Annotated in this window: 17 protein-coding genes and 1 pseudogene; 14 read left to right on the forward strand and 4 right to left on the reverse strand. The window is 71.9% G+C overall.

Translation table 11 applies throughout. The annotated features are described in order from the left end of the window. Positions 1 to 2 precede the first annotated feature (2 nt). The 4 genes from HUT19_RS04400 (at position 3) to HUT19_RS04415 (ending at position 4,945) form a co-directional block, all read left to right on the forward strand. Positions 3 to 1,172, forward strand: coding sequence for an amidohydrolase family protein (locus HUT19_RS04400; RefSeq protein ID WP_176179165.1), 1,170 nt, complete (start codon positions 3 to 5; stop codon positions 1,170 to 1,172). A gap of 186 nt (positions 1,173 to 1,358) precedes the next feature. Next, complete coding sequence (locus HUT19_RS04405) at positions 1,359 to 2,150, forward strand: SDR family oxidoreductase (protein ID WP_176179166.1); 792 nt, start codon at positions 1,359 to 1,361, stop codon at positions 2,148 to 2,150. A 63-nt stretch (positions 2,151 to 2,213) separates the two neighbouring features. After that, the gene (locus tag HUT19_RS04410; protein ID WP_176179167.1) at positions 2,214 to 3,275 is read left to right on the forward strand and encodes an alcohol dehydrogenase catalytic domain-containing protein; all 1,062 of its coding nucleotides are present in this window, start codon (positions 2,214 to 2,216) and stop codon (positions 3,273 to 3,275) included. 158 nt (positions 3,276 to 3,433) lie between these two features. Next, positions 3,434 to 4,945, forward strand: coding sequence for an MFS transporter (locus HUT19_RS04415; protein WP_176179168.1), 1,512 nt, complete (start codon positions 3,434 to 3,436; stop codon positions 4,943 to 4,945). Between the two features lie 91 nt (positions 4,946 to 5,036). On the opposite strand, the pseudogene HUT19_RS04420 reads toward HUT19_RS04415, so the two are convergent. After that, a pseudogene (locus HUT19_RS04420) lies at positions 5,037 to 5,916 on the reverse strand (sigma-70 family RNA polymerase sigma factor); the annotation flags it as partial. A 225-nt stretch (positions 5,917 to 6,141) separates the two neighbouring features. On the opposite strand from HUT19_RS04420, the gene HUT19_RS04425 reads away from it, so the two are divergent. Further along, a complete protein-coding gene (locus tag HUT19_RS04425) occupies positions 6,142 to 7,974 on the forward strand; it encodes a glycoside hydrolase family 9 protein (RefSeq protein WP_176179169.1) in 1,833 nt (610 codons plus the stop codon). A 233-nt stretch (positions 7,975 to 8,207) separates the two neighbouring features. Here the strand turns inward: HUT19_RS04425 and HUT19_RS04430 are convergent, their stop codons facing one another. From HUT19_RS04430 to HUT19_RS04440, 3 genes are all read right to left on the reverse strand, one after another. Further along, positions 8,208 to 8,693: a glutathione peroxidase gene (locus HUT19_RS04430; protein ID WP_176179170.1), complete on the reverse strand. Its 486-nt coding sequence runs from the start codon at positions 8,691 to 8,693 to the stop codon at positions 8,208 to 8,210. A gap of 86 nt (positions 8,694 to 8,779) precedes the next feature. Beyond that, positions 8,780 to 9,586, reverse strand: a complete 807-nt coding sequence (locus HUT19_RS04435; protein ID WP_176179171.1) for a cache domain-containing protein — start codon at positions 9,584 to 9,586, stop codon at positions 8,780 to 8,782. After that, positions 9,579 to 10,355, reverse strand: a complete 777-nt coding sequence (locus HUT19_RS04440; RefSeq protein ID WP_176179172.1) for a FadR/GntR family transcriptional regulator — start codon at positions 10,353 to 10,355, stop codon at positions 9,579 to 9,581. Before HUT19_RS04440 ends, HUT19_RS04435 begins: the two co-directional genes overlap by 8 nt. Before the next feature lie 116 nt (positions 10,356 to 10,471). Here HUT19_RS04440 and HUT19_RS04445 point away from each other — a divergent pair, with 116 nt between their 5' ends. From HUT19_RS04445 to fxsT, 9 genes are all read left to right on the forward strand, one after another. Then, positions 10,472 to 11,509, forward strand: coding sequence for an ABC transporter ATP-binding protein (locus HUT19_RS04445; protein WP_176179173.1), 1,038 nt, complete (start codon positions 10,472 to 10,474; stop codon positions 11,507 to 11,509). A gap of 80 nt (positions 11,510 to 11,589) precedes the next feature. Beyond that, the gene (locus HUT19_RS04450; protein ID WP_176186467.1) at positions 11,590 to 12,777 is read left to right on the forward strand and encodes an ABC transporter substrate-binding protein; all 1,188 of its coding nucleotides are present in this window, start codon (positions 11,590 to 11,592) and stop codon (positions 12,775 to 12,777) included. Between the two features lie 7 nt (positions 12,778 to 12,784). Then, the gene (locus HUT19_RS04455; RefSeq protein ID WP_176179174.1) at positions 12,785 to 13,669 is read left to right on the forward strand and encodes an ABC transporter permease; all 885 of its coding nucleotides are present in this window, start codon (positions 12,785 to 12,787) and stop codon (positions 13,667 to 13,669) included. A 25-nt stretch (positions 13,670 to 13,694) separates the two neighbouring features. Beyond that, positions 13,695 to 14,510 (forward strand): ABC transporter permease, encoded by an 816-nt coding sequence (locus tag HUT19_RS04460; protein WP_176179175.1) that lies wholly within the window; start codon positions 13,695 to 13,697, stop codon positions 14,508 to 14,510. 112 nt (positions 14,511 to 14,622) lie between these two features. Next, positions 14,623 to 15,180 carry a hypothetical protein gene (locus HUT19_RS04465; RefSeq protein WP_176179176.1) on the forward strand — a complete coding sequence of 186 codons (558 nt, stop codon included), beginning with the start codon at positions 14,623 to 14,625 and terminating at the stop codon, positions 15,178 to 15,180. Positions 15,181 to 15,282: 102 nt separating this feature from the next. Beyond that, positions 15,283 to 16,407 (forward strand): hypothetical protein, encoded by a 1,125-nt coding sequence (locus tag HUT19_RS04470; protein ID WP_176179177.1) that lies wholly within the window; start codon positions 15,283 to 15,285, stop codon positions 16,405 to 16,407. A 182-nt stretch (positions 16,408 to 16,589) separates the two neighbouring features. Beyond that, complete coding sequence (locus HUT19_RS04475; protein WP_176179178.1) at positions 16,590 to 18,080, forward strand: hypothetical protein; 1,491 nt, start codon at positions 16,590 to 16,592, stop codon at positions 18,078 to 18,080. Continuing rightward, the gene (locus HUT19_RS04480) at positions 18,077 to 19,255 is read left to right on the forward strand and encodes a MoxR family ATPase (protein ID WP_176179179.1); all 1,179 of its coding nucleotides are present in this window, start codon (positions 18,077 to 18,079) and stop codon (positions 19,253 to 19,255) included. Before HUT19_RS04475 ends, HUT19_RS04480 begins: the two co-directional genes overlap by 4 nt. Beyond that, positions 19,252 to 23,658: an FxSxx-COOH system tetratricopeptide repeat protein gene (gene fxsT, locus HUT19_RS04485; protein WP_176179180.1), complete on the forward strand. Its 4,407-nt coding sequence runs from the start codon at positions 19,252 to 19,254 to the stop codon at positions 23,656 to 23,658. The genes HUT19_RS04480 and fxsT overlap by 4 nt, the downstream gene beginning before the upstream one ends. Positions 23,659 to 23,661: the final 3 nt, after the last annotated feature.

Here is a 23,661-nt window from a genome sequence, read left to right on the forward strand (position 1 = left end):
CCGTGCCCGGCGCCGAGAGGCCGGACCCGGCCGAGCTTCCGCTGCCGCCCCTGGTGGACCACCACTGCCACGGGGTGGTCCGCTCCGAGCTGGACTCGGCCGCGTTCGAGGCGTTCCTGACCGAGTCCGACGCGCCCGCGGCGCTCGGCACCACGTTCTTCGACAGCCAGTTGGGCTTCGCGGTACGGCGCTGGTGTCCACCGCTGCTCGGGCTGGACCCGCACTGCCCGCCCGCCCGGTACCTCGCCCGGCGGCGCGAGATGGGGGCGCGGGAGGTGACCCGGCGGCTGCTGGCGGCGTCCGGCATCGGTGAGTTCCTGGTGGACACGGGACTGCCCGGGGACCTCACCACACCGCGGGAGCTGGCCGCGGCGGCGGGCGGTACGGCCCATGAGATCGTCCGCCTGGAACAGCTGGCGGAGCGGACCGCGGACACCGCGCTGACCGCGGACGACTTCCTGACCGGGCTGGCGGACGGGGTGCGCGAGGCGGCCCGTACGGCGGCGGGGTTCAAGTCGGTGGCCGCGTACCGCTACGGGCTGGACTTGGCGCCCGAACCCCCGGCCCCGGCCGACGTGCACACCGCGGCCGAGCGCTGGCTCGCCCGCCGGGCCGAGAGCAACGGGGCCGCGGCCCGGGTCACCGATCCCGTACTGCTGCGCCATCTGCTGTGGTCGGCCGCGCACACCGGGCTGCCGCTCCAACTGCACACCGGGTTCGGCGATCCGGATCTGCGGCTGGACCGCTGCGATCCGCTCGCGCTCACCGACTTCATCCGCGCGGTACGGCCCACCGGCTGCACGCTGATCCTGTTGCACGGCTATCCGTACCACCGCGGCGCGGGCTATCTGGCCGCCGTCTTCCCCCATGTCTACGCCGATGTGGGGCTGGCCCTGACGCACACCGGGGCGCGGGCCGGGGCCGTGCTCGCCGAGATGATGGAGCTCGCCCCCTTCGGCAAGGTGCTGTTCTCGACCGACGCCTACGGGCTGCCCGAGCTGTATGTGGTGGGGGCCCGGCTGTTCAGGGAGGGGCTGTCCGCGCTGGTGAACGGCTGGGTGGCGGAGGGAGCCTGGTCGCGGCGGGACGCCCACCGGGTGGCGGCGCTGCTCGCCGCGGACAACGCCCGCCGGGTGTACGGGCTGGGCAGCGCGTCCGGCCGCGACATCTGAGCGGCCCCGGGCATCCCGGTCCGGCCGCCACGAAGGGATCGGGCCTCTCCCCCGCGGGTCCCTCCCCGGCGTGCTCCCCTCCTCCTCCACCCGACTTCCACCGAGCCTCCGCCCCGGGGTGGCGCGGGTACCGGGTGCGGGCAGTACGGTGCCCCAACGAACCCGTCAGTAACCGGAGGAGATCGCATGCGGATCAGCGGTACGACCGTCCTGCTCACCGGGGCCACCGGGGGCATCGGCCAGACACTGGCCCGCGCGCTCGCGGCCAAGGGCGCCACACTCCTGCTCACCGGGCGGCGCGAGGAGGTGCTGCGGCCGCTGGCCGACCGTCTGGGCGCACGGGCGCTGGTGGCCGATCTGGCCGACCGGTCGGATCTGGAGCGGCTCGCCGAGGAGGCATCGGACGCCCGTATCCTCATCGCCAACGCCGCGCTGCCCTCCAGCGGGCAGGTGCTCGACTACCGCACCGACCAGCTCGACCGCGCCCTCGACGTCAATCTGCGCGCTCCGCTGCTGCTGTCCCGGCTGATGGCCCCGAAGATGGTGGCCGAGGGCTCCGGCCATCTGGTGATGATCGGCTCGCTCTCGGGCCGTACCGCCTCCCCCGGTGCCGCGCTCTACAACGCGTCCAAGTTCGGGCTGCGCGGCTTCACCCTGGGACTGCGGCAGGACCTGCACGGCACGGGCGTCGGGGTCTCGCTGGTGCAGCCCGGATTCGTGGGCGACGCCGGGATGTTCGCCGACTCCGGCGCCACGCCGCCCGCCGGGGTGCGGACCGTGTCCACCCGCCAGGTGGCGGTGGCGACCATCCGCGCCATCGAACGCAACCGGGCCGAGGTGAACGTCGCCCCGGTGGAGCTGCGCTTCGGCAGCGCACTCGGCGGACTCTTCCCGAGCCTGTCCGAGCGGGTTCAGCGGCAGGCCGGGGCCGGCAGGACCGCGGCCCAACTCTCGGACGGGCAGCGCGACAAGCGCTGATACCCGCCGGTTGTGGTGTAGGTTCGAGCGCCCCCACCGGGTGTTCGAGCGAGGAGCGGGTCGATGCGTGCTGTGGTGTTCGATGACTTCGGGCACAGGCCCGAGGTCCGGGTCGTCGACGACCCGGCCCCCTCCCGGAGCGGTGCGGTCATCCGGGTCGAGGCGACCGGGCTGTGCCGCAGCGACTGGCACGGCTGGATGGGCCACGACCCGGAGATACGGCTGCCGCATGTCCCCGGCCATGAACTGGCGGGCGTGGTGGAGGAGGTGGGCCCGGACGTCCTCAACTGGAGTCCGGGACACCGGGTCACCGTCCCCTTCGTCTGTGCCTGCGGGCGCTGTGCCGCCTGCGCGGAGGGCGCCCAGCAGGTGTGCGAGCGGCAGACCCAGCCGGGGTTCACCCACTGGGGATCGTTCGCCGAGTTCGTGGCGATCGAGAACGCCGATGTGAATCTGGTCGGCATCCGCAGCGAGCTGTCGTTCACCACGGCCGCCGGTCTCGGCTGCCGCTTCGCCGCCGCGTTCCGTGCCGTGGTGGCGCAGGGCCGGGTCGCCCCGGGCGAATGGGTCGCGGTGCACGGCTGCGGCGGGGTGGGGCTGTCCGCGGTCATGATCGCCGCGGCGGCCGGGGCGCGGGTGGTGGCGGTGGACATCTCCCCCCGGGCGCTCGCGCTGGCCGCGCGGTTCGGGGCGGAGGTGTGCGTGGACGTGGCGTCCACCCTGGGCTCGGTGGCGGAGGCGGTCGCGGACGCGACGGGCGGCGGGGCCCATGTCTCGCTGGACGCGCTGGGCTCCCCGCGCACCTGCGCGGCGTCCATCAAGTCCCTCCGCCGCCATGGCCGCCATGTCCAGGTGGGGTTGCTGCCCCCGGCCGCCGGGAGCCCGATGCTCCCCATGGACCAGGTGATCGCGCTCGAACTGCAACTGCTGGGCAGCCACGGCATGGCCGCCCACGCCTACCGGCCGATGATGGAGATGGTCGAGGCCGGATCGCTGCGGCCCGATCTGCTGGTCACCGATGTCATCGGACTGGACGAGGTGCCCGATGCGCTGTCCACGATGGCGGCGGGGGCCAAGGGCGGGGTCACCGTCATCGAACCGGGCCGCCCGCCCCTGAGGCGCTGACGGCGGCGCTGACGGCGGCGTGTTAGCCCGGATGCCCGCGCTCGACACGCGTAACCGAAACTTTTGCGTTTCGATGAGGTGGCGGCTACGTTCACGGTGTACGAAACGGTTTCGTTTCCCTGCGGAATCGTTCAGCCTCCAGCCCGGAGGGCACCGCCATGCGCCAGACCACCCCCGGCACCACCGGCACCTCGACCGGCCCGACCACTCCGACCTCCCCGCCGGCCGACGCGGTCCGGCACCGCTGGTGGATCCTCGCCGCCATCGGCATCGCCCAGTTGATGGCGGTCCTCGACGCCACCGTCGTGAACATCGCCCTGCCCTCGGCACAGCGGGACCTCGGCTTCTCCGACGGCGACCGCCAGTGGATCGTCACCGCCTACTCCCTCTGCTTCGGCAGTCTGCTGCTCCTCGGCGGGCGGCTGGCCGACCTCTTCGGCCGCAGGGCGGTCTTCCTCATCGGCGTGGCCGGGTTCGCCGCGGCCTCGGCGCTCGCGGGAGCGGCGGGCGGCTTCGGACTGCTGGTCACCGGCCGTGCCCTGCAAGGCCTTTTCGCCGCACTGCTCGCCCCCGCCGCGCTGTCCCTGCTCAACACCACCTTCACCGACCCCAGGGAGCGGGCGAAGGCGTTCGGCGCGTACGGGGCGATCGCCGTGTCGGGCGGCGGTATCGGGCTGCTGCTGGGCGGGCTGCTCACCGAGCATCTGAGCTGGCGGTGGACCCTCTACGTCAACCTCGGCTTCGCCGCCCTCGCCCTGGCCGGCGGAGTGGCGTTCCTCCGGCGCGGCGCACCCGCGGACCGGCCCCGGCTCGACCTCCCGGGCACCGTGCTGGTCTCCGCGGGCCTCTTCGGCCTGGTCTACGGCTTCTCCAACGCCGAGAGCCACTCCTGGTCCTCCCCGCTCACCTGGGGATTCCTGACCGCCGGGACCGTACTGCTGATCGCCTTCGCCCGCTGGCAGACGCGTACGGCCCATCCGCTGCTGCCGCCCCGGGTGCTGCTGGACCGCGACCGCGGCGCCTCCTTCCTGGCCATCGGGCTCTCCGGCGCGGGCATGTTCGGCGTCTTCCTCTTCCTGACCTACTACCTCCAGGGCGGTCTGCGGTTCAGCCCCGTCCAGACCGGGCTGGCGTTCCTCCCGATGATCGGCGGACTGATGGTCACCGCGCAGTTCTCCACCGGCATCCTGGTCCCCCGTCTCGGCCCCAAGGCGGTGGTGCCGCTCGGGATGGGGCTGACCGCCATCGCCATGGTGTGGCTGACCGGCCTCGACCTGGACAGCGGCTACGCCGTGGCCGTGCTGCCGCCGCTGCTGGCTTCCGGGATCGGGCTCGGCCTGGTGATGCCCCCGGCGATGGCCATGGCCACCGACCGGATCGGCTCGGACGACGCCGGGGTCGCCTCCGCGGCCGTCAACACCATGCAGCAGATCGGCGGTTCCATCGGCACCGCCCTGCTCAACACCCTGGCCGCCGAGGCCTCGGCCGACTACCTGGCGGCACACGGGCCGGGCCCGGTCACCGCGGTCCGGGCCCAGTTGCACAGCTACGAGGTCGCCTACTGGTGGTCGGCGGGCTTCTTCGTCGCGGGCGTACTGCTCACGGCGGCCCTGTACCGCAAGGGCCGGACCGGGAAGGACGCCGACACTCCGGTGGCCGTACCGGTGTGAGCCGGTAGGGCCACACCGACGCCCCGCCGGTCCCCGCCGCCCCGCAGTCCTCAGTCCTTGCCTCAGTCCTCAGTCCCCAGTCCAGAACGGTCAGATCGAGGGTGCTCAGGCGCTCGGGGTCGGCCAGGATGTCGATCGCCGCGATCCGCCCGCCGGTGACGGTGAAGCCCAGCACCGAGAACGGCCGGCCGGCACGTGAACTGACCACCCCACCGCCCCGTTCACCAGGGCGGGCCGGGACACCGCGTCCGATCCGCCCAGGCGCGAGAAGGTGAGCGCCTGGTTCGCCACCGCCGTGGCACCGCCGCGCACCTCGCGCGGGGCCAGGACGGACGCCGCGCCGTAGTCGGCACGCAGCACCACCTCATGGTCGAGCAGGGCGATCAGTCCCTCGCAGTCGCCCCCGCGGCGGCGAGAAACGCGTCGACGACCTCGCGCTGCCGGGTGCGGTCCGGGTCGGGCGCCGGGGCCGCCCCCGGACCCGGCGGCGGGCCCGGCCGCCGAGCTGACGGGCCGCCGCCGGGGTGCGGTCGACGAGCGGCGCGATCTCGTCGAACGGCACCCCGAACAGATCGTGCAGCACAAAGGCCAGCCGCTCGGCCGGGGCGAGCGTCTCCAGGTCGACGAGCAGGGCGAGGCCGACCGCGTCGGCGAGCAGCGCCTGGTCCTCCGGGTCGGCCCCGCGCTCCCCGCTGAGGATCGGATCCGGTACCCGCACCTCCAGCGACCCCTCGCGCCGCGCACCGGGCACCGCGCGAGCGCAGCATGTCCGGACGGACCCGGCCGACCACCGTGGTCAGCCAGCCGCCCAGGTTCCGCACCTCGGCGGCGTCCGACTGGCTCAGCCGGAGCCACGCCTCCTGGACCGCGTCGTCCGCCTCGCTCAGCGGGCCGAGCATGCGGTAGGCCACCGCCCGCAGATGGCCGCGGTGGATCTCGAAGCTCTCCGCCAGAACGTGATGCCGGTCCATCGGTCATGTCTCCTCGTCACGGATGCCGCCGCGAATGTGTCGCGCGCCGTCACCTCCCTGACGGATGCCGCCGCCCGAATGTGACAACCGGGGGCCGGCACCGTGTTCGCCCGGACGGCGCTATCCAGCGCCGTCGCTCAGCCATAACGTGGGAGCGCTCCCAGCACCCGTTGTGTCCCCACGAGCGGTGCGCGCGTCCGCCACGACCGCGACAGAAGGGTCCCCATGTCCCACTCCCCCCGGCCGCGCGGTGCGCGGACCGCCGCCGTCGTGCTCACCGGCGCGCTGGCCCTGGCCGCCACCCCGGCGGCCCCCGCGATCCCCGCCGCGCCGTCCGCCCGGGGCGCGGCCGTCTCCCCGTCCGCCGTCCATGTCAACCAGCTCGGCTATCTGCCCGACGGCCCCAAGCGCGCCACCGTCGTGAGCGCGAGCGAGACCGGACTGACCTGGCAACTGCGCAACCCCAACGGTGTGTTGTCCGCCTCGGGCACCACCACCGCACACGGCACCGACCCCGCCTCCGGCGACCCGACGCATGTGGTGGACTTCTCCTCGTACCGGGGAACGGGCTCCGGCTACACCCTCACCGTCGAAGGGCGGACCAGCCCGCCGTTCGCCATCCGCGCCGACCTCTACGACCCGCTGCGCGCGGACGCGATGTCCTTCTTCCACCAGCAGCGCAGCGGGATCCCCATCGAGGCGTCGCTGACCGGATCGGCCCACGCGCGGCCCGCCGGCCACCTCGGGGTCGCCCCCAACGCCGGTGACACCGCCGTACCGTGCCCCAGCGGAGAGTGCGAGGGTGTCCGGGATGTGCGCGGCGGCTGGTACGACGCCGGAGACCAGGGCAAGTACGTGGTCAACGGCGGTATCGCCACCTGGCAGCTGGTGAACTCCTTCGACCGCGCACAGCGAGCGGGCCATCAGGCGGCGCTGGGTGACAGCACCCTGCGGCTGCCCGAGCGCGGCAACGGAGTGCCCGATGTGCTCGACGAGGCCCGCTGGGAGCTGGAGTTCCTGATGCGGATGCAGATCCCGGACGGTGAGCCACGTGCCGGCATGGCCTTCCACAAGATTCATGACGCCGCCTGGACCGCGCTGCCGACCCGGCCCGACCAGGACGCCGAGCCGCGGGAGCTGCACGCGCCGTCGACCGCGGCCACCCTCAACCTGGCGGCGACGGCCGCGCAGTGCGCCCGTGTCTTCGCGCCGTACGACGCGGTCTTCGCCACCCGCTGCCTGGACTCCGCGCGCCGCGCGTGGCATGCCGCGCGGGCCAACCCCGGGCTGCTGGCGCCGGTTTCGGACAGCACCGGCGGCGGGCCGTACGACGACACCGAGGTCGGCGACGAGTTCTACTGGGCGGCCGCCGAGCTGTACGCCACCACCGGTGAGGCGGAGTACCGGGACACGGTCACCGCCTCACCCTTCCACACCGCGGACGACGAGGTCTTCCTCCCGGTCGGCTTCTCCTGGCAGGACACCGCGGCCCTCGGCCGGATCACCCTGGCCACCGTCCCCACCGGGCTGCCGGCCACCGACCTCACGCGTCTCCGCGGCTCGTTGGTCACCGCCGCCGACGGATATCTGGCGGCGATGGACCGCCAGGGCTATGCCGTCCCGCTGCCCGCGGACGGCTATGTCTGGGGTTCCAACGGCCAGGTGGCCAACAACGCGACCGTCATCGCCGTGGCGTACGCGCTGACCGGGGAGCGGCGCTATCGCACCGGGGCGCTCGAAGCACTCGACTATCTGCTCGGCCGCAACGCGCTCGGCCAGTCGTTCATCACCGGCCACGGCACCCGGGCCTCGCACCACCAGCACCACCGCTTCTGGGCGCACTCCTACGACGCCGCGCTGCCGGAGCCGCCCGCCGGTACGCTCGCGGGCGGCGCCAATCAGTCCCTGGAGGATCCGGTGGCGCGGGAGAAGCTCCGGGGCTGTGCGCCCGCCCGCTGCTATGTCGACGACATCGGCTCGTACTCCACCAACGAAGTGGCCATCAACTGGAACGCGGCGCTGGCGTGGCTGGCCGCCTTCGCCGCCGAGCGGGGCTGACACCCACGGGACGGGGTGGGGGCCGGTGCGGCCCCCACCCCGTCCGGCCGTCCAGGCAGCCGGCACCTCTGGGATCCGTCTTCAAAGGGGGGCGTCCGGCCGCGAGCGGCGTCTGGTGCGGTACACCGCACGGCGGAGCATCACCCTCGTACTGGGCGTACTCGGGCGACTGGCGACAACGCGGCGAGGGCCGTGCCAGGCGTCGGGAGCGGGAGCCCCTGTGAAGACGGGCCCTAGGACAGCTGGGCCTCGATCGCGGCGACCAGCTCCGGCGCCTCCGGCTCGGTGCGCGGCCGGAACCGGCCGACGACCTCACCGCGCGGCGAGATCAGGAACTTCTCGAAGTTCCACTGCACGTCCCCGGCCTCCCCGGCGGCGTCCGCCACCTTCGTCAGCTCGGTGTAGAGCGGGTGCCGCCGCTCGCCGTTGACATCGGCCTTCTCCAGCAGCGGGAAGGTGACGCCGTAGGTCGTGGAGCAGAACGTGCGGATCTCCTCGCTCGTCCCGGGCTCCTGTCCCGCGAACTGGTTGCAGGGCACGCCCAGCACGGTGAAACCGCGCCCGGCGTAGCGCTGCTGCAACCGCTCCAGACCCTCGTACTGCGGGGTGAGGCCGCACTTGGACGCCACGTTGACCAGCAGCACCGCGGAGTCCTGGTGTGCGGCGAGCGTGGTGGGCTCGCCGGACAGGGTGCGCAGCGGAATGTCGTACAGGCTCATCGGGTCAACCACCTTTGTCGTTCCTCCGGTAGGCACAATCTATGTGCTCCGCGGCCGGGACCGGGCGCCCGGTGCCGCCGTGGCGGTCATGCCCCGGGGTGGCCCTCGTCACCGGGGGTGGTGACCAGGATGAGGGGGGTGTCCCCGCAGGGCCGCAGCCGCCGTCCGCCGTACTCGACACCGTCCGCGGGACCGGCCGGGACGGCCCCGAAGTCCGGGCCCTTGAAGAGGGCGCCGGTGAGGTGGTCGGCGCAGGTCGAGGCGGCGACCCGGCCGCGTGCGTTGACGAGGAGGGCGGGGGCGGGCAGCCGCTGCATCACCGGCATCACCGCGGCCTCGAAGTGCGAGAGGTACACATCGGCGGCCGCCACGCCCATGAAACGGCCGTCGACGGTCACCGGCACGGAGAGGGTGAGGCTGTACTCGTCGGAGCAGAGGTAGTCCACATACGGTCCGGCGACCGCGCGGCGGCCGGTGTCGCGGGCCAGCGCGAACCAGTCCCAGTGGGTGTAGTCGGAGTACGCCGAGTGCGCCGGGTCCAGGTCCAGCAGGAGCGGGCGCACCTCGCCGCCCGCGCCGATCTGCCACCACTCCAGCCAGGCCGGTACATCGGCGAGCAGCGCCGGGGCGGCCACGAACCCCGCGCCGGAGACCAGTTCGAGCCGGGTGAGCCGGGTGTGCAGCCCGGGGCGGAGCTCGGCGAGATCGGTGGTGACGGGCTGCCGCCCGCTTGCCGAGACGGCGGTGAGCAGTGCCGCGGCGTCGTCACGGATCTCGCGGACGGCGTCGAACACGCCCTCCAGGGTGTCGCGGACGCGGGCCGCCACATCGGCGGCGGTCACCTCACCGAGGAGGTCCGCCCCGGCACCCGCGGGACGGGGACTGCTACCCATAGGTGTTCTCCTGGGGAGGGGGTCCGTCGGCGCCGGGCGTGGCGAGGCGGAGTTCGACCAAGCGCGCCATGCACAGCTGGACGCACGCCTCGGCCAGGGCCCTGGCCTGCTCGTCCGCATCATCGTGCAGGGCGCAGATCACAGCGCGGTGACGATCGCACACGTCCTTCAGATACTCGTCGTCCGCGAGCACCAGGGAGAGCAGCGCGCCCACTTCCGTCTGGATGGCCATCTCCTCGCGGGTCAGCCGTGCGGACTGGGCGGCGGCGGCCAGCTCCACATGGAAGCGGCCGTGCACCCGGCTGCGCGCCGGGGGGTCCGGCGCCTCGGCCAACTGGTCGACGGACCTGCCGAGTTGGAGCAGATCGCCGGGCTCGGTGCGGTGGGCGGCCAGCCGCGCGGCGGCTCCGGAGACGGCGGCCCAGTGGTCGCCGAGGTCCCGGAGTTCCTCGGTGCTCCAGCCGATGAGCAGACCGCGCAGCCGCTCCTCGGCGGGGCCTTCGGGGACGGTGACGAAGCTGCCCCCGCCCCGGCCCCTGCGGGTGGTAACCAACCCCTGCTGACGCAGGGCCATAAGAGCCTCACGCAGGGTGACGGTGGAGACACCGAGCCGCGCCGCGAGATCGGACTCGCCGGGCAACTGCTCCCCGTCCGTCAGCAGCCCGAGCTCTATGGCGTCTCCCAGTCGCCGCACCACGGCGTCCACCCTGGCCTGGCTGTCGACGGGCGCGAAGACACCCTGCCGGGCACCACCGAAGTCTCGCGTCACGGCACTCACCCCCTGTTCATTGACTCAGGCTTTACCTTAACGGGGTCTTGTAATGAGACCTATGGCTTCATAGTTTTACGGACCAACGTCCGGCAGCATCAGAAAGGTTCCCGCCCATGGAGGGGAAAGCCATCCGACTGGAGAGCCTGCGCAAGTCCTTCGGAAAGACGGAGGCGGTCGCCGGAGTCGACCTGGAGATATCGGACGGCGAGTTCTTCTCGATGCTGGGCCCCTCCGGATCCGGCAAGACCACGGTGCTCCGGATGATCGCGGGCTTCGAGCCGCCCACCGGCGGCACCATCGAACTGGCCGGGCGGGACGTCACCCGGCTCGCCCCGTTCGAGCGGGATGTGCACACCGTCTTCCAGGACTACGCGCTCTTCCCGCATATGACGATCGAGCAGAACGTCGCCTACGGACTGAAGATCCAGAAGGTTCCCAGGGCCGAACGGCTGCGCCGGGCCCATGAGGCCCTCGCCGACGTCCGGCTCGAAGGACTCGGCGACCGCAGGCCCTCCCAGCTCTCCGGGGGCCAGCGGCAGCGGGTGGCCCTGGCCCGGGCCCTGGTCGGCCGCCCCAGGGTGCTGCTGCTCGACGAACCGCTGGGCGCCCTCGACCTCAAGCTGCGCGAGCAGATGCAGATCGAACTCAAGGAGCTCCAGCGCGAGGTCGGCATCACCTTCGTCTTCGTCACCCACGACCAGGACGAGGCGCTGACCATGAGCGAGCGCATCGCGGTCTTCAACCGGGGCCGGGTGGAACAGGTGGGCACCCCCGCCGAGATCTACGAACGGCCCGCCACCCCCTTCGTCGCCGGTTTTGTCGGCACCTCCAACCTGCTCACCGGCCCGGCCGCGGAGCAGGTGGTGGGTGAGACCGGCACCTTCAGCATCCGCCCGGAGAAGATCCGGGTGCTGAAGGAGGACCGGGACAGCGGGACGCCGGACTGCTCCAGCGCCATCGGCACCGTCGCCGAGGTCGTCTACCTCGGGGACGCGACCCGTTTCCTGGTCGACCTCGACGCCGGGGGACGGCTCACCGCCCTCCAGCAGAATCTGGAGACCTCCTCCGAGGACGTCGCGGCCTACCGCGGCTCACGGGTCAGGCTCCAGTGGCAGCCCCGCCACTCCGTCCGGGTGCCGGACGCGCCGTAGCCCCCTGCCGCCCGGTCCCCGTCCCACCCCCTCGCCACCCCCGTGTCCCTGCGTCCCCGTTGTGGAGATTTGTCGTGTGCATGCTCTATTCGCTGAAGGCCGCCGCGGCGGCCGGAGTCCTGCTCCTCGCCACCGCCTGCGGCTCGTCCGGTACGTCCTCGTCGGCAGGCGGCTTCGACCCGCCGGACCTCAAGCCGCGCAAGCAGCTCGGCAAGACCGAGGGCAAGGTGAATCTGATCGCCTGGGCCGGGTACGTCGAGGACGGCAGCAACGACCCGAAGGTCGACTGGGTCAGCGACTTCGAGCAGCAGACCGGCTGCCAGGTCAGCTCCAAGACCGCGGCCAGCTCCGACGAGATGGTCAGCCTGATGAAGACCGGTCAGTACGACGCGGTCTCCGCCTCCGGTGACGCCTCGCTCCGGCTGATCGCCTCCGGTGACGCCGAACCCGTCAACACCACACTGGTCCCGCACTACAAGGACGTCTTCGAGGGCCTGAAGAAGAAGGACTGGAACTCGGTGGACGGGGTCCCCTACGGCATCCCGCACGGCCGCGGCGCCAACCTCCTGATGTACAACACCGAGAAGGTCTCCCCGGCCCCCGACTCCTGGTCCGCCGTCTTCGACCGGGCGTCCGCCCACAAGGGCAAGGTCACCGCGTACGACTCACCGATCTACATCGCCGACGCCGCGCTCTACCTGATGAAGAGCAAGCCGTCGCTGGGCATCAAGAACCCCTACGCCCTGGACCAGAAGCAGTTCGACGCCGCCGTCGATCTGCTCAAGGACCAGAACCGCAACATCGGCGAGTACTGGAGCGACTACCTCAAGGAGATCTCCGCCTTCAAAAGCGGCAACTCGGTGGTCGGCACCTCCTGGCAGGTGATCGTCAACGCCGCCCAGGCCGAGAAGGCCCCGGTCAAGGCGGTGCTGCCGAAGGAGGGCGCCACCGGCTGGTCCGACACCTGGATGATCTCCGCCAAGGCCAAGCACCCCAACTGCGCCTACAAGTGGATGAACTGGATCATCTCCCCGGAGGTCAACGCCCAGGTGGCCGAGTACTTCGGCGAGGCCCCGGCCAACTCCAAGGCCTGTGCCCTGACCGCGGCCAAGAACCACTGCGACACCTTCCACGCGGCGGACGAACCGTACTGGAAGAAGGTCCACTTCTGGACCACACCGGTCGCCCAGTGCCTCGACGGCCGCAAGGACGCCAAGTGCGTGCCCTACGCCAAGTGGGTCCAGGCATGGACCGAGATCAAGGGCTGAGCCTGATATGACCAAGACCGCGCCGGCCGCCGGATTCGTCCGGCGGCTCGCCGGGACCCTGCACCGCCGTCCCCGGCTCCAGCTGTCCCTGCTGCTCACCGCACCGCTGACCTGGCTTGTCCTCGCGTACCTCGGCTCGCTCAGCGCGCTGTTCCTGTCCGCGTTCTGGACGACGGACAGCTTCACCTCGAGCGTGGTGAAGGTCTGGAACACCGACAACTTCACCACCCTGTTCACCAGCGACGTCTACCGCCAGGTCGCCCTGCGCAGCGTCGGCGTCGCCCTCGCGGTCACCGCGCTGTGCGCCGTGATCGCGTTCCCGATCGCCTTCTACACCGCCCGGATCGCGCGGCCCCGCCGGCGGCCGCTGCTGGTGGTGGCGATCCTCACCCCGCTGTGGGCCAGCTATCTGGTCAAGGCGTACGCCTGGCGGCTCATCCTCGCCGAGGGCGGTCTGCTGGACTGGCTGCTCGGCCCGCTCGGGCTCGACGGTCCCGGCTACGGGCTGACCGCCACCGTCCTGGTGCTGACGTATCTGTGGCTGCCGTACATGATCCTGCCGATCCACGCGGGGCTGGAACAGCTCCCGGACACTCTGCTGGACGCCTCCGCCGACCTCGGGGCCCGCACCGGCCGGACCTTCCGTTCGGTGGTGCTGCCGATGCTGCTGCCGTCCATCGCGGCCGGGTCGGTCTTCACCTTCTCGCTCAGCCTCGGCGACTACATCGCGGTCCAGATCGTCGGGGGCAAGACCCAGCTGATCGGCAACGTCATCTACTCCAACATCACCCTCGATCTGCCGCTCGCCGCGGCCCTGGGCACCGTACCGGTGATGATCATCGTGGGCTATCTGCTCGCGGTGCGCCGCACCGGAGCCCTCAGCAGCCTCTGACAGCCCGCACACCGAAGGCGCTTCGATGAATCTCTCCCGCCCCGCGCGCATCACGCTGCGCATCGCCGCCGGGCTCGGCTTCGCGGTCATCTATGTGCCGCTGCTGCTGGTCCTGGTCAACTCGCTCAATCCGGACCGCAGTTCGGGGTGGCCACCGCCCGGACTCACCGTCCACTGGTGGGCCGACGCCTGGCACAGCACCGGCGCCCGCGACGCCCTGTGGACCTCGGTCAAGGCCGGTCTCGGCGCCACCGCGATCGCCCTGGTCCTCGGCACCCTCATCGCCTTCGCCGTCCAGCGCTTCCGCTTCTTCGGCCGGGAGACCCTCTCCTTCCTGGTCGTCCTGCCCATCGCGCTGCCCGGTATCATCACCGGCGTCGCCCTCAACACCGCCTTCCGTACGGTCCTCGAACCGCTCGGGGTGGGCCTGGGCATGTTCACCGTGGTCGTCGGCCACGCCACCTTCTGCATCGTGGTCGTCTTCAACAATGTGATCGCCCGGCTGCGCCGGATGGCCGGATCCTATGAGCAGGCCGCCATGGACCTGGGCGCGAACACCTTCCGGGCCTTTGTCGACATCACCTTCCCGCTGGTGCGCTCGGCCCTGGTGGCGGGCGGACTGCTCGCCTTCGCGCTGTCCTTCGACGAGATCGTGGTGACGACCTTCACCGCGGGCCCCGGCATCCAGACCCTGCCGATCTGGATCTTCTCCAATATGGCCCGCCCCCAGCAGGCCCCGGTGGTCAACGTGGTCGCCGCCGTCCTCGTCCTGCTGTCGGTCGTCCCCATCTACCTCGCCCAGCGGCTGTCGTCGGACACCGCGACGGGCGGCAGGATCTGAGGGGCTGTCACGAGGAATTGCGGGGTCGCCGTATGAGACAGCCCCACCGCAACCGCCACCGCGGGGCACGCGAACGGAATATCGTTCGTGACGGAGCACGGAGGGGGACGGGGTGGCGCGGGACGGCAACGGCGATCCGGAGAATCTGACGAACAGGCTGCTCATCGTGGAGTACGAGCAGGTGAAGGAGGAGCAGCGGGCGCGGATCGGGTTCCGGGACAATCTGCTCTACGCCACACTCGCCTCGATGGCGGCCATCATCACCTTCTCCTTCCAGAACGGCGGCCAGCCGGAACTGCTTCTGCTGCTGCCGCCCGCATCGGTGGTGCTGGGCTGGGCATATCTGGTCAACGACGAAAAGATCTCGGCCATCGGGCGCTATGTGCGCGGGGATCTGGGACCACGGCTGGCGGCGCTGGCGCCGGGGGCCACGCGGGTGTTCGGCTGGGAGACGGCCCATCGCGACGACCACCGCAGGGTCTCCCGGAAGCGGCTCCAGCTCGCGGCCGATCTGCTGCTGTTCTCGGTGGCGCCGATCGCCGCCCTGATCGTGTGCTGGTCCGCGGAGCCCCTGCCGGCGTGGCTGCTGACGGTGTCGGTGGCCGAAGTGGCGCTGGTCGCCGTGGTCACGGTGCAGATCGTGCGCTACGCGGATCTGCGCCGCCCATGACGTCGGCACACGTATCGGGTCCTGGGGCCGGAGTCATCGACTCCGGGCCCGCGGTGGCGCACCATGGTGGGTTCGGGTCAAAACGGTGCCGAGGGGGAAACGGTGACGGCTGGCGACAACGGGGGGCCCGCGCGGGCGGATGTGGTGGTGCTCACCGCGCTGGAGGTGGAGTACCGGGCGGTGCGCGCCCATCTGGAGGAGTTGCATCCGGTCCAGTCGGAGCGGGGTGCCCTGTTCGAGGTGGGCACGTTCCGGGAGGGGTCCGTCGAGCGGCGGGTGGCGACGCATATGACCGGGCCGGGCAATCCGGGCGCGGCGGCCGCGGTCGAGCGGGCCGCGGCGCTCTTCGCGCCCCGCGCGCTGCTGTTCGTCGGGGTGGCGGGCGGGCGCAAGGACGTGGCACTCGGGGATGTGGTGGCCGCCGACGCGGTGTACGACTACGAGACCGGCAAGGACACCGAGCAGGGATTTCTGCCCCGGCAGAAAACCCATCAGTCGGCCTACGGCCTGGTGCAGCTGGCCCGGGTCGTCACCGCGGGCGACACCTGGCAGCGGCGGATCCGCCCGGCGGACGGCACACCGCTCCCCCGCGCCCATGTCAAACCGATCGCGGCGGGCGGGCGGGTGGTGGCCCACCACCGGTCGGACACCGGCCGCAGGCTGACGGCGGCAGCGGGGGACGCGGTCGCGGTGGACATGGAGGGCTTTGGCTTCCTGGCCGGGGCGTATCTCAATCAGCATCAGGACGCCCTGGTGATCCGGGGGATCTCCGATCTGCTGGGCGACAAGGGCGAGGCGCATGACGAGCGCTGGCAGCCCGTGGCGTCCCGGCATGCGGCCGCCTTCGCGTTCGAGCTGATCGGACGGCTGCCCGCGGCGGTCCACCCCGCGCCCGCGGCGCACGTGACGGCGCACGCCGTCGCACCGTCCTCACGCCGCCCAGCCAAGCTGACGATTCATCAACTCGGCGCACTGGCCGATGCCTTGCTCGACATTCCGGGTATGACCTCGCCCGCCCACTGGCAGCAGTTGCTCGATGAGCTGCCCACCGTCGGCACCGCGGTCAACCGCCAGTCGGCGAGCCGGGCGGAGGCGCTGGCCCTGCTGCGGACCTGTGAGGCGCACGGTGCGCTGACGGAGCTGGTGGAGGTGGTGTCCGTACTCGCGCCGGACACCCCGGCGACGGCCGAACTGGCCCGGCGGGTGGCGGAACTGGGCCGGGGGTGACCGGGCGCCCGGCGGGCGTCTCTGGGCGCGCACCCGGGGGCACCGGGGAGTGTCGCCAGGGACGTACGGGGCATACAAGTTGTCCGGAGTCCAGGCGGGCGGCGCCCGCGATATGGCAGGGTCTCCGGCGGGGGATCACCGGCGGCGGGGACCGGTGATACGGGCTCGGGGGAGGGCACGGCATGGCGGCCATGGGGGAAGGCGGCCTGGCATCGGTCAACAACCTGGTCACGGCGCTCAAGGAATTCCGCTGTCTGACGGATCCGGACTCCCGTGCGCTGTGTCTGGAACTGGTCGCCATGGAGTTGGAATCGGCCGTACCGGTCCGCAGCCACCGGGTGACCGACTACTTCCTGGTCGAACTGGCCCGGGAGTGTCTGGACAATGTGCGGATGATGCGGGCACTGCGCGCTTCGCTCGCGGTGATGGTCTCGGACGCGAGCGCGATGAAGCAGCTCGACGCGGTCATGGACCAGATGACGGCCCGTCCGGCGCTGCCCGTGCCCGCCACGGCGGAGCTGCGGTCGCTGCTGGAGGAGCTGGAGATCGGACATCTGGCGCAGCTGTGCCGGGCGGCGGCGGGCCCGCTCCAGGACGTGCCGCCGGTCACCGGCCCCTGGCACGCCTTCGAGGTCCTGAGCCGGATGAACGCCCAGCCGGGCAGTCTGCCGCCGGGGCTCGCCCTGGTGGAGTATCTGGCCGCGTCGGCACAGCCGCTGCGGAAGGCCGACGCGCTGCGGGCGTGGGCCGATGAGCGGGCCCGGGAGCTGTCCCTGACCTCGCAGCTGAGATCGCTGCGCCAGCAGGTGGGCCATGCCGCCCCGGCCGAGCCGGTCGACGCCTATCTGGTGATCCGGCTGCTGCCGCAGGAGGAGCCGGGCCGCTACGAACTCTCGTCCTGGCACCAGTACGACCCCACCGGCTGGCATCCGGCCCGCGGCCCGGTCACCCAGGTCACCGCGGCCACCGCCGAGCGGGCCGTCCAGGACCTGGTGTACGCCGCGGCGGAGGAGTGGGACGACGCCCGGTGCATCCATGTGGAGTTCATGCTGGGCCCCGATGACCTGAACCTTCCGGTCCATCTGTGGCGGCAGGAGCTGGACAGCGATCTGGCCACGCCGCTGTACATGGACTTCCCCGTGGTGATCCGGAGCCTGGAGCGCTGCCAGACCCGGCGCTGGCACCGGTCGTGGAAGCAGCGCTGGCAGATCTTCGCCGACCAGCCCCAGCGTTCCAAGCAGCTGGTCATCGACGGCCCGGACCCGGACAGTCCGCGCTCGGGGGACCCCGGCGGGCTGCTGGCCCGGCTCAAGGCCGATCCGTATGTGGTCGCGCTCGTCCTGAACTCGCCCCCGGGCACCACCCCCGAAGGCACGTACGAGGCGCTGGCGGCGTGGCGGGCGGGCATCCCGGTGGTGACCTGGGACCGCCGCCACACCCGGGCCCCCGACCTGGTCCACCGGCTGAGACAAAAACCGGCCGAGGCCAGCGGGAACCTGGCACGGCTCCGTGAAGCCGTGACAGAGTTGCGTCTGGACGCCCATACGATCGACTCCGCGGAGCGGGAGCATCACCCGGGGCAGCATGTGATGCTCGTCTGGGACGACCCGACCCGCCCCGTGGAGCCGGTGGGGCGGTTGACGGGACCGGACGAGGGGGTGGGGAGCCGATGAGCGACGCGGAGTCCGCGCGACGGCACAACGGACGGGTCCACAACGACCCGGAATCCACCGCGAGTCCCCTGCCGTCCGGCATTCCACGCCCCTGGTGGATCTACCAGGGCACCGGCCGACCGCTGCACGACGTCGACCTGGAGGACATCCTTCCGCCACCGCCTCCCTGGCGCACCTTCGGCGGGGTCTCGGCCTGCCCTCCGGACGGTGGCGCCCCCGGGACGGCGTTATCCGACCCGGACGGGGCTCCGACCGAGCCCCCGCCGCCTTTGGAGGAAGAGCAGGACGCGGCCCGGCGGCTGGGCGCCACCCCGCTGGGCCTGCGGGCCGGTGCCGAGGAGGCCGACGTCGTCAACGCGGCGCTGATCCTGCGGCGTCCGCTCCTGGTGACCGGGCGCCCCGGCACGGGCAAGTCCACCCTGGCCTACCGCATCAGCCGTGAACTGGGGCTCGGCCGGGTGCTGCGCTGGCCGATCACCACCCGTACCACCCTGCGGTCCGGGCTGTACGGCTACGACGCAGTCGGCCGGGTGCACGCGGCCGCGGCCGGACAGGCGGCGGAGGGGGACACATCGGAGCCGGGGCCGGAGGACATCGGGGACTTCCTCCAACTCGGGCCACTGGGCACGGCCATGCTGCCGTACCGCCTCCCCCGTGTGCTGCTTATCGACGAATTCGACAAGAGCGATATCGATCTTCCCAATGACCTGCTCGACATCTTCGAAGCCGGTGAGTACGCCGTCCCCGAGCTGGTGCGCGTCCGCCGCCGCCGGCCGGCCGTATCGGTCCTCACCGACGACCCCGGCCGCAGCACCGTCATCGCCTCGGGCCGGGTGCGCTGCCGCGCCTTCCCGGTCGTGGTCATCACCAGCAACGGTGAGCGGGAGTTCCCGCCCGCGTTCCTGCGCCGCTGTCTCCAGCTGCGGCTGCCCGACCCGGACGCCGACCGGCTCGCCGCGATCGTGGCAGCCCATCTGGGCCGGGCGGACGATCCACGCGCCCAGGAGCTCATCCAGATGTTCCTGGAGCGCAGTGAGCTCGAAGGAGGGCTCGCCGCCGACCAGTTGCTCAACGCGGTGTATCTGGTGACGTCCCAGTCGCAGGTACCGGGACCCGAGTGGGAGGAGCTACTGCACGCCGTCTGGCACCGGCTGGATGCAGCAGGCTCGACATGACACACGACCCAGGCGGCGGGTCCCCCGGGCACGGCCCGCGGGGCCTGGACTGGCAGCAGATCGCCGATGCCGTATGGCTGGCCGTCTGCCGGGCCGAGACGGACCGCGGACCGGACCGGGCCGGTCCCGGGCCGCTTCCCGAGACCCCGGAGGCGGACGCACCGCCGCCCGGTGACGGCCCGTCCGGTGAACCGCTGCCGGAGCGCGAGACGGACGAGGAGCGGGCGCCCGAGCCCGATCTGACCGCCGCCACGCTACGGCCCACCGAACTGGTCGGCGCCGGGGACGATCCGGCCGCGGAGACGGAACCGGCGCTTGCCACCGACGTGGTCATCCCCTCCCCCCGGCTCTCCGCCACCGCGCCGATGATCGCCGAGCGCGCCCTGTCCCGGGCGCTGCGTCCGCTCAAGCGCACCGCGCCGTCCCCGGTCGCGCTGGAGGTCGACGAGGAGGCGACGGCCGAGCGGGCGGCACGCGAGGGGCTGTGGGTGCCCGAGTGCGTACCGGTGCGGGAGCGCTGGATGGACGCGGTCCTGGTACTCGACTGCGGAAGTTCGATGGTGGTGTGGCGGCAGACGGCGGCCCGGCTGGTCACCGTGTTGCAACGCACCGGCGCCTTCCGGGACGTACGGGTGCACCGGCTCGACAGCGACCACGCGTTACCCGGCGACGGCGAAGAGGGCCCGGCCGGGCCCGGTGAGCCGCACTGGCGCGGTTCGCCGGTGGCCGGAATGGCGCCGCGGGCCAGACGGGCGGTGCTGGTGCTGACCGACGGCATCGGCGCGGCCTGGGCCGACGACAGCGCGCAGCGCGCCCTGGCGCGGTGGGCGCGGTGTGCGTCGGTGGCCGTACTGCATGTGCTGCGCCAGGGCCGCTGGGCGCACACCGGAGTGTCACCGGAGCGGGTGCGGGTGCGCGTCCCCGGGCCGGGCGCCCCCAATGGCACCTGGCGCCCCGCCGACGGCGGCTCCTGGCCGGGAGGCGAGCCACCGGTGCCGGTGCTGGAGCTGGACGCGCGGTGGATGGCCGGATGGGCGCAGCTGGTGGCCCGGCCCTCGGCCCGGGGGCAGGAGACGCTGGCCCTGCTGCCCGGGGCTCCGGCCGAGCGCTGGGAGCGCGAACCGGAACCGAGCGCCCTGGACCGGGTCTTCCGGTTCCGCGCCTCGGCCTCCCCCAGCGCCTTCCGGCTGGCGTCCCGGCTGGCGGCCGCCCCGTTGAACATTCCGGTGATGGAGTTCGTGCAGGGGATTCACCAGCCGGACGGCAGTCCCGGCGATCTGGCGGAGATCCTGCTGGGCGGGCTGCTGCGCAAGGTGGGGACGGCCGACCCGCTGGACGAGACCGGGATCGGCTACGAATTCCACAGCGGAGTGCGGGAACTGCTGCTGTCGGCGGGGATGCGGGACGAGTCGCTGTACATTCTGCGCAGCGTCCTGGACCGGCTGGGAAAGCGCTGGAAACCGCTGCATCTGCTGCGCGATCTGCTCAACCACCCCACGGGGCCGGTACGGGACCTGCCCACCACCGAGCGGCTGCTGCCGTACCTCAGGCTCCAGGAACAGGTCTACCAGGCGCTGTCGGGGCCGTACCTCGAAGGTGCGCGCTCCTTTCGCGCTCTTGTCCTCGCCCATCAGACGGTCGCCCCTACGGGCGAACACCCCCCGGATCCAGTTGAAGACATGTCCGGTAGGGGAAAAAATGTGGTCCCCGAAGCGGCTGAGGCGGTTGCCGTGCCTGACTCCATCACTCCCCGATCCACCGCGCATTCCCATGCCGACGAACCCCCCACCCCGCCGGCGCACCGCGCACCGGGCTCGGCGGAAGAGCATCTGAGAGGAAGTTTCGTGTCCGTGACCGCTGCCCGGTCCCTGCCCACCGTGGAGGAGCGCCGTGCCGGGGACCCTCCGGCCATCTGGGGCAATGTGCCGCCCCGGAACAACAACTTCACCGGTCGGCAGACGCTGCTCGACACGCTTCACGAGCGACTGCGCAGCGAGGGCACGGCGGCCGTGCTGCCGGAGGCGCTGCACGGGCTCGGCGGTGTCGGCAAGTCGCAGATCGCTCTGGAGTACGTCCATCAGCACGCCGCGGACTACGACGCGGTGTGGTGGATCCCGGCGGAGCGCACCGAGCAGATCCGTCAGGCGCTGGTCCAGCTCGCCGACCGGCTCGGCCTCCAGGCGGGTATGGAGGCCAACACGGCCGTGCCGACCGTGCTGGACGCGCTGCGCACCGGGCGGCCCTGCCGCAACTGGCTGCTGGTCTTCGACAATGCCGAGGAGCTGGAGACGGTCCGGCCGTTCTTCCCGGCGGGCGGGCCCGGCCGCATCCTGGTCACCTCGAGGAACGCCCAGTGGTCGCGGGCCGCCCGCACCGTCGAGGTGGATGTCTTCGAGCGCGAGGAGAGCATCGAGCTGCTGCTGCGCCGGGGGCCCGAACTGCCGCGCGATCACGCGGACCGGGTGGCCGATGCGCTCGGGGACCTGCCGCTGGCCATCGAGCAGGCGGCGGCCTGGCTGACCGAGACGGGCATGCCGGTCGACGAGTACCTCCAGGTGTTCGAGGACGAGCGGGCCGATGTCTCCACCCGCCGCAGCGAACTGCTCGCCGCGGGCGTGCCGGTCGACTACCCCGAACCGGTCGCCGCCGCCTGGAACATGTCGCTGCGCCGACTGGCCGAAACCCACCCCGGCGCACTGCAACTGCTCCAGATGTGCTCCTTCTTCGCGCCCGAGCCGATCTCCCGGCGGCTGTTCTCCGGTGTCCGCGGCGTCTCGCTCTCCCCCGAACTGTCGGAGGTGCTCCAGGACCCCATCAAACTGGGCCACGCCATCCGGGAGATCAACCGCTATGCGCTGATCAAGATCAATCACCGCAGCAACACCATCGAGATGCACCGACTGGTGCAGGCGGTGCTGATCGGCCAGATGTCCCCGCAGCAGCAGGCGGACATGAAGCACAGCGCCCATGTGCTGCTGGCCTACGGGGACCCCAATGACGTGGCGCCGCCCAACTGGGGACGGTACGCCGATCTGCTGTCGCACGTCCGGGCCTCCCGGGCGATGGACTGCGACGACAAATGGGTGCGGCAGATGGTGCGGAACCTCGTGCGCTTCCTCTATGTCTGGGGAGACCACGAGGGCGCGCTCGAACTCGGCCGTCAGGTACGGGAGAAGTGGGTCGAGACCCTCGGCGAGGACAGCCCCGAGTCGCTCGCCGTGTCCCGGACCCTGGGCCATGTCCTCACCGTGCTGGGCCACTTCGAACAGGCGCGGGAGCTCAACAGCCGCACCTTGGAGCTCCAGCGCGCCACCGAGGGCGACGACCACGAGAACACCCTCGTCACCCTGGGCGCGGTGACCAGCGACGCACGCTTCCAGGGCGACTTCGCGCGCTCGCTGGAGCTGGAGCGGGACCGCTGGAGCAGGACCCTCAGGATCTTCGGCGAGGAGGATCCGTACACCATCGCCGCGGCCAACGACTACGCCCTGGGGCTGCGTTCGGCCGGGGACTACCCCCGCGCGCGGGAGGTGGACGAGCGGGCCCACGGCATCGCGGAGATCATCCTCGGCGAGGACAATCTGCTGACCATCCTGCTGGAGACCAACGTCAGCATCGACGTCCGCGAATGCGGTGACTACCTGGCCGCCCGCGCCATGCTGGAGCAGACCTGCGCGCGGATCCGCAGAGTGCTGCCGCAGAACGCGCCCATCGGGGTCTTCGCGCTGCGCAATCTCGCCGTGGCGCGCCGCAAGGCGGGCGACCACGAGGGGGCTCTCGAGATCAGCCGGGAGGTCCTGGAGCGCTACCGGCTGCGCTACACCGAGCCCAATCTCAACATCACCACGACCTCGCTCAACCTCTCGATGGATCTGCGGCAGACGGCGGATCTGGACGGCGCCCGGGAGCTCGGCCGGACGTGCCTGGAGGACATGCGGTCCGCCCTGGGGCCACGCCATCCGGTGACCCTGAGCGCGGCGATCGACCTCGCCGTCACCCTGCGGCTGCTGGGTGAGACGGAGGAGGCGCTCCGGCTGAACACCAAGACCCTGCCGCAGCTCGTCGAGCAATTGGACGCCGACCATCCGGTGTCCCTGGCCGGCGCGATCAACCTGGCCAGCGACCACTTCACGATGGCGGACTACGAGGAGGCCCGGCGACTGGACACCGACACCCTGGCGGCCTGCCGGTCACGGCTGGGCGAGGACCACCCCACCACCCTCGCCTGCGCCCTCAATCTCTCCGGTGACCTGCGGGCGCTGGGCGAGGGCAGATCGGCGGAGGAGCTGCACCACGACGCGCTCGCCCGGATGCGGCGGGTGCTGTCCACCGGCCACCCGGCCACGGTGGCGGCGGCCCGGGGCATCCGCGCGGACTGCGATGTGGAGGCCATCGCCTTCTGAGCC

Origin of the sequence: Streptomyces sp. NA02950 (assembly GCF_013364155.1) — a bacterium.
In the GTDB taxonomy this organism is placed as follows: domain Bacteria; phylum Actinomycetota; class Actinomycetes; order Streptomycetales; family Streptomycetaceae; genus Streptomyces.

Bases quoted from the DNA above. Each gene is read 5' to 3' on its own strand.
- HUT19_RS04460 (WP_176179175.1), top strand. From the start codon at position 13,695: ATGAATCTCTCCCGCCCCGCGCGCATCACGCTGCGCATCGCCGCCGGG.
- HUT19_RS04425 (WP_176179169.1), top strand. From the start codon at position 6,142: ATGTCCCACTCCCCCCGGCCGCGCGGTGCGCGGACCGCCGCCGTCGTG.
- HUT19_RS04405 (WP_176179166.1), top strand. From the start codon at position 1,359: ATGCGGATCAGCGGTACGACCGTCCTGCTCACCGGGGCCACCGGGGGC.
- HUT19_RS04480 (WP_176179179.1), top strand. From the start codon at position 18,077: ATGAGCGACGCGGAGTCCGCGCGACGGCACAACGGACGGGTCCACAAC.
- fxsT (WP_176179180.1), top strand. From the start codon at position 19,252: ATGACACACGACCCAGGCGGCGGGTCCCCCGGGCACGGCCCGCGGGGC.
- HUT19_RS04435 (WP_176179171.1), bottom strand. From the start codon at position 9,586: ATGGGTAGCAGTCCCCGTCCCGCGGGTGCCGGGGCGGACCTCCTCGGT.
- HUT19_RS04415 (WP_176179168.1), top strand. From the start codon at position 3,434: ATGCGCCAGACCACCCCCGGCACCACCGGCACCTCGACCGGCCCGACC.
- HUT19_RS04450 (WP_176186467.1), top strand. From the start codon at position 11,590: ATGCTCTATTCGCTGAAGGCCGCCGCGGCGGCCGGAGTCCTGCTCCTC.
- HUT19_RS04410 (WP_176179167.1), top strand. From the start codon at position 2,214: ATGCGTGCTGTGGTGTTCGATGACTTCGGGCACAGGCCCGAGGTCCGG.
- HUT19_RS04430 (WP_176179170.1), bottom strand. From the start codon at position 8,693: ATGAGCCTGTACGACATTCCGCTGCGCACCCTGTCCGGCGAGCCCACC.
- HUT19_RS04455 (WP_176179174.1), top strand. From the start codon at position 12,785: ATGACCAAGACCGCGCCGGCCGCCGGATTCGTCCGGCGGCTCGCCGGG.
- HUT19_RS04475 (WP_176179178.1), top strand. From the start codon at position 16,590: ATGGCGGCCATGGGGGAAGGCGGCCTGGCATCGGTCAACAACCTGGTC.
- HUT19_RS04445 (WP_176179173.1), top strand. From the start codon at position 10,472: ATGGAGGGGAAAGCCATCCGACTGGAGAGCCTGCGCAAGTCCTTCGGA.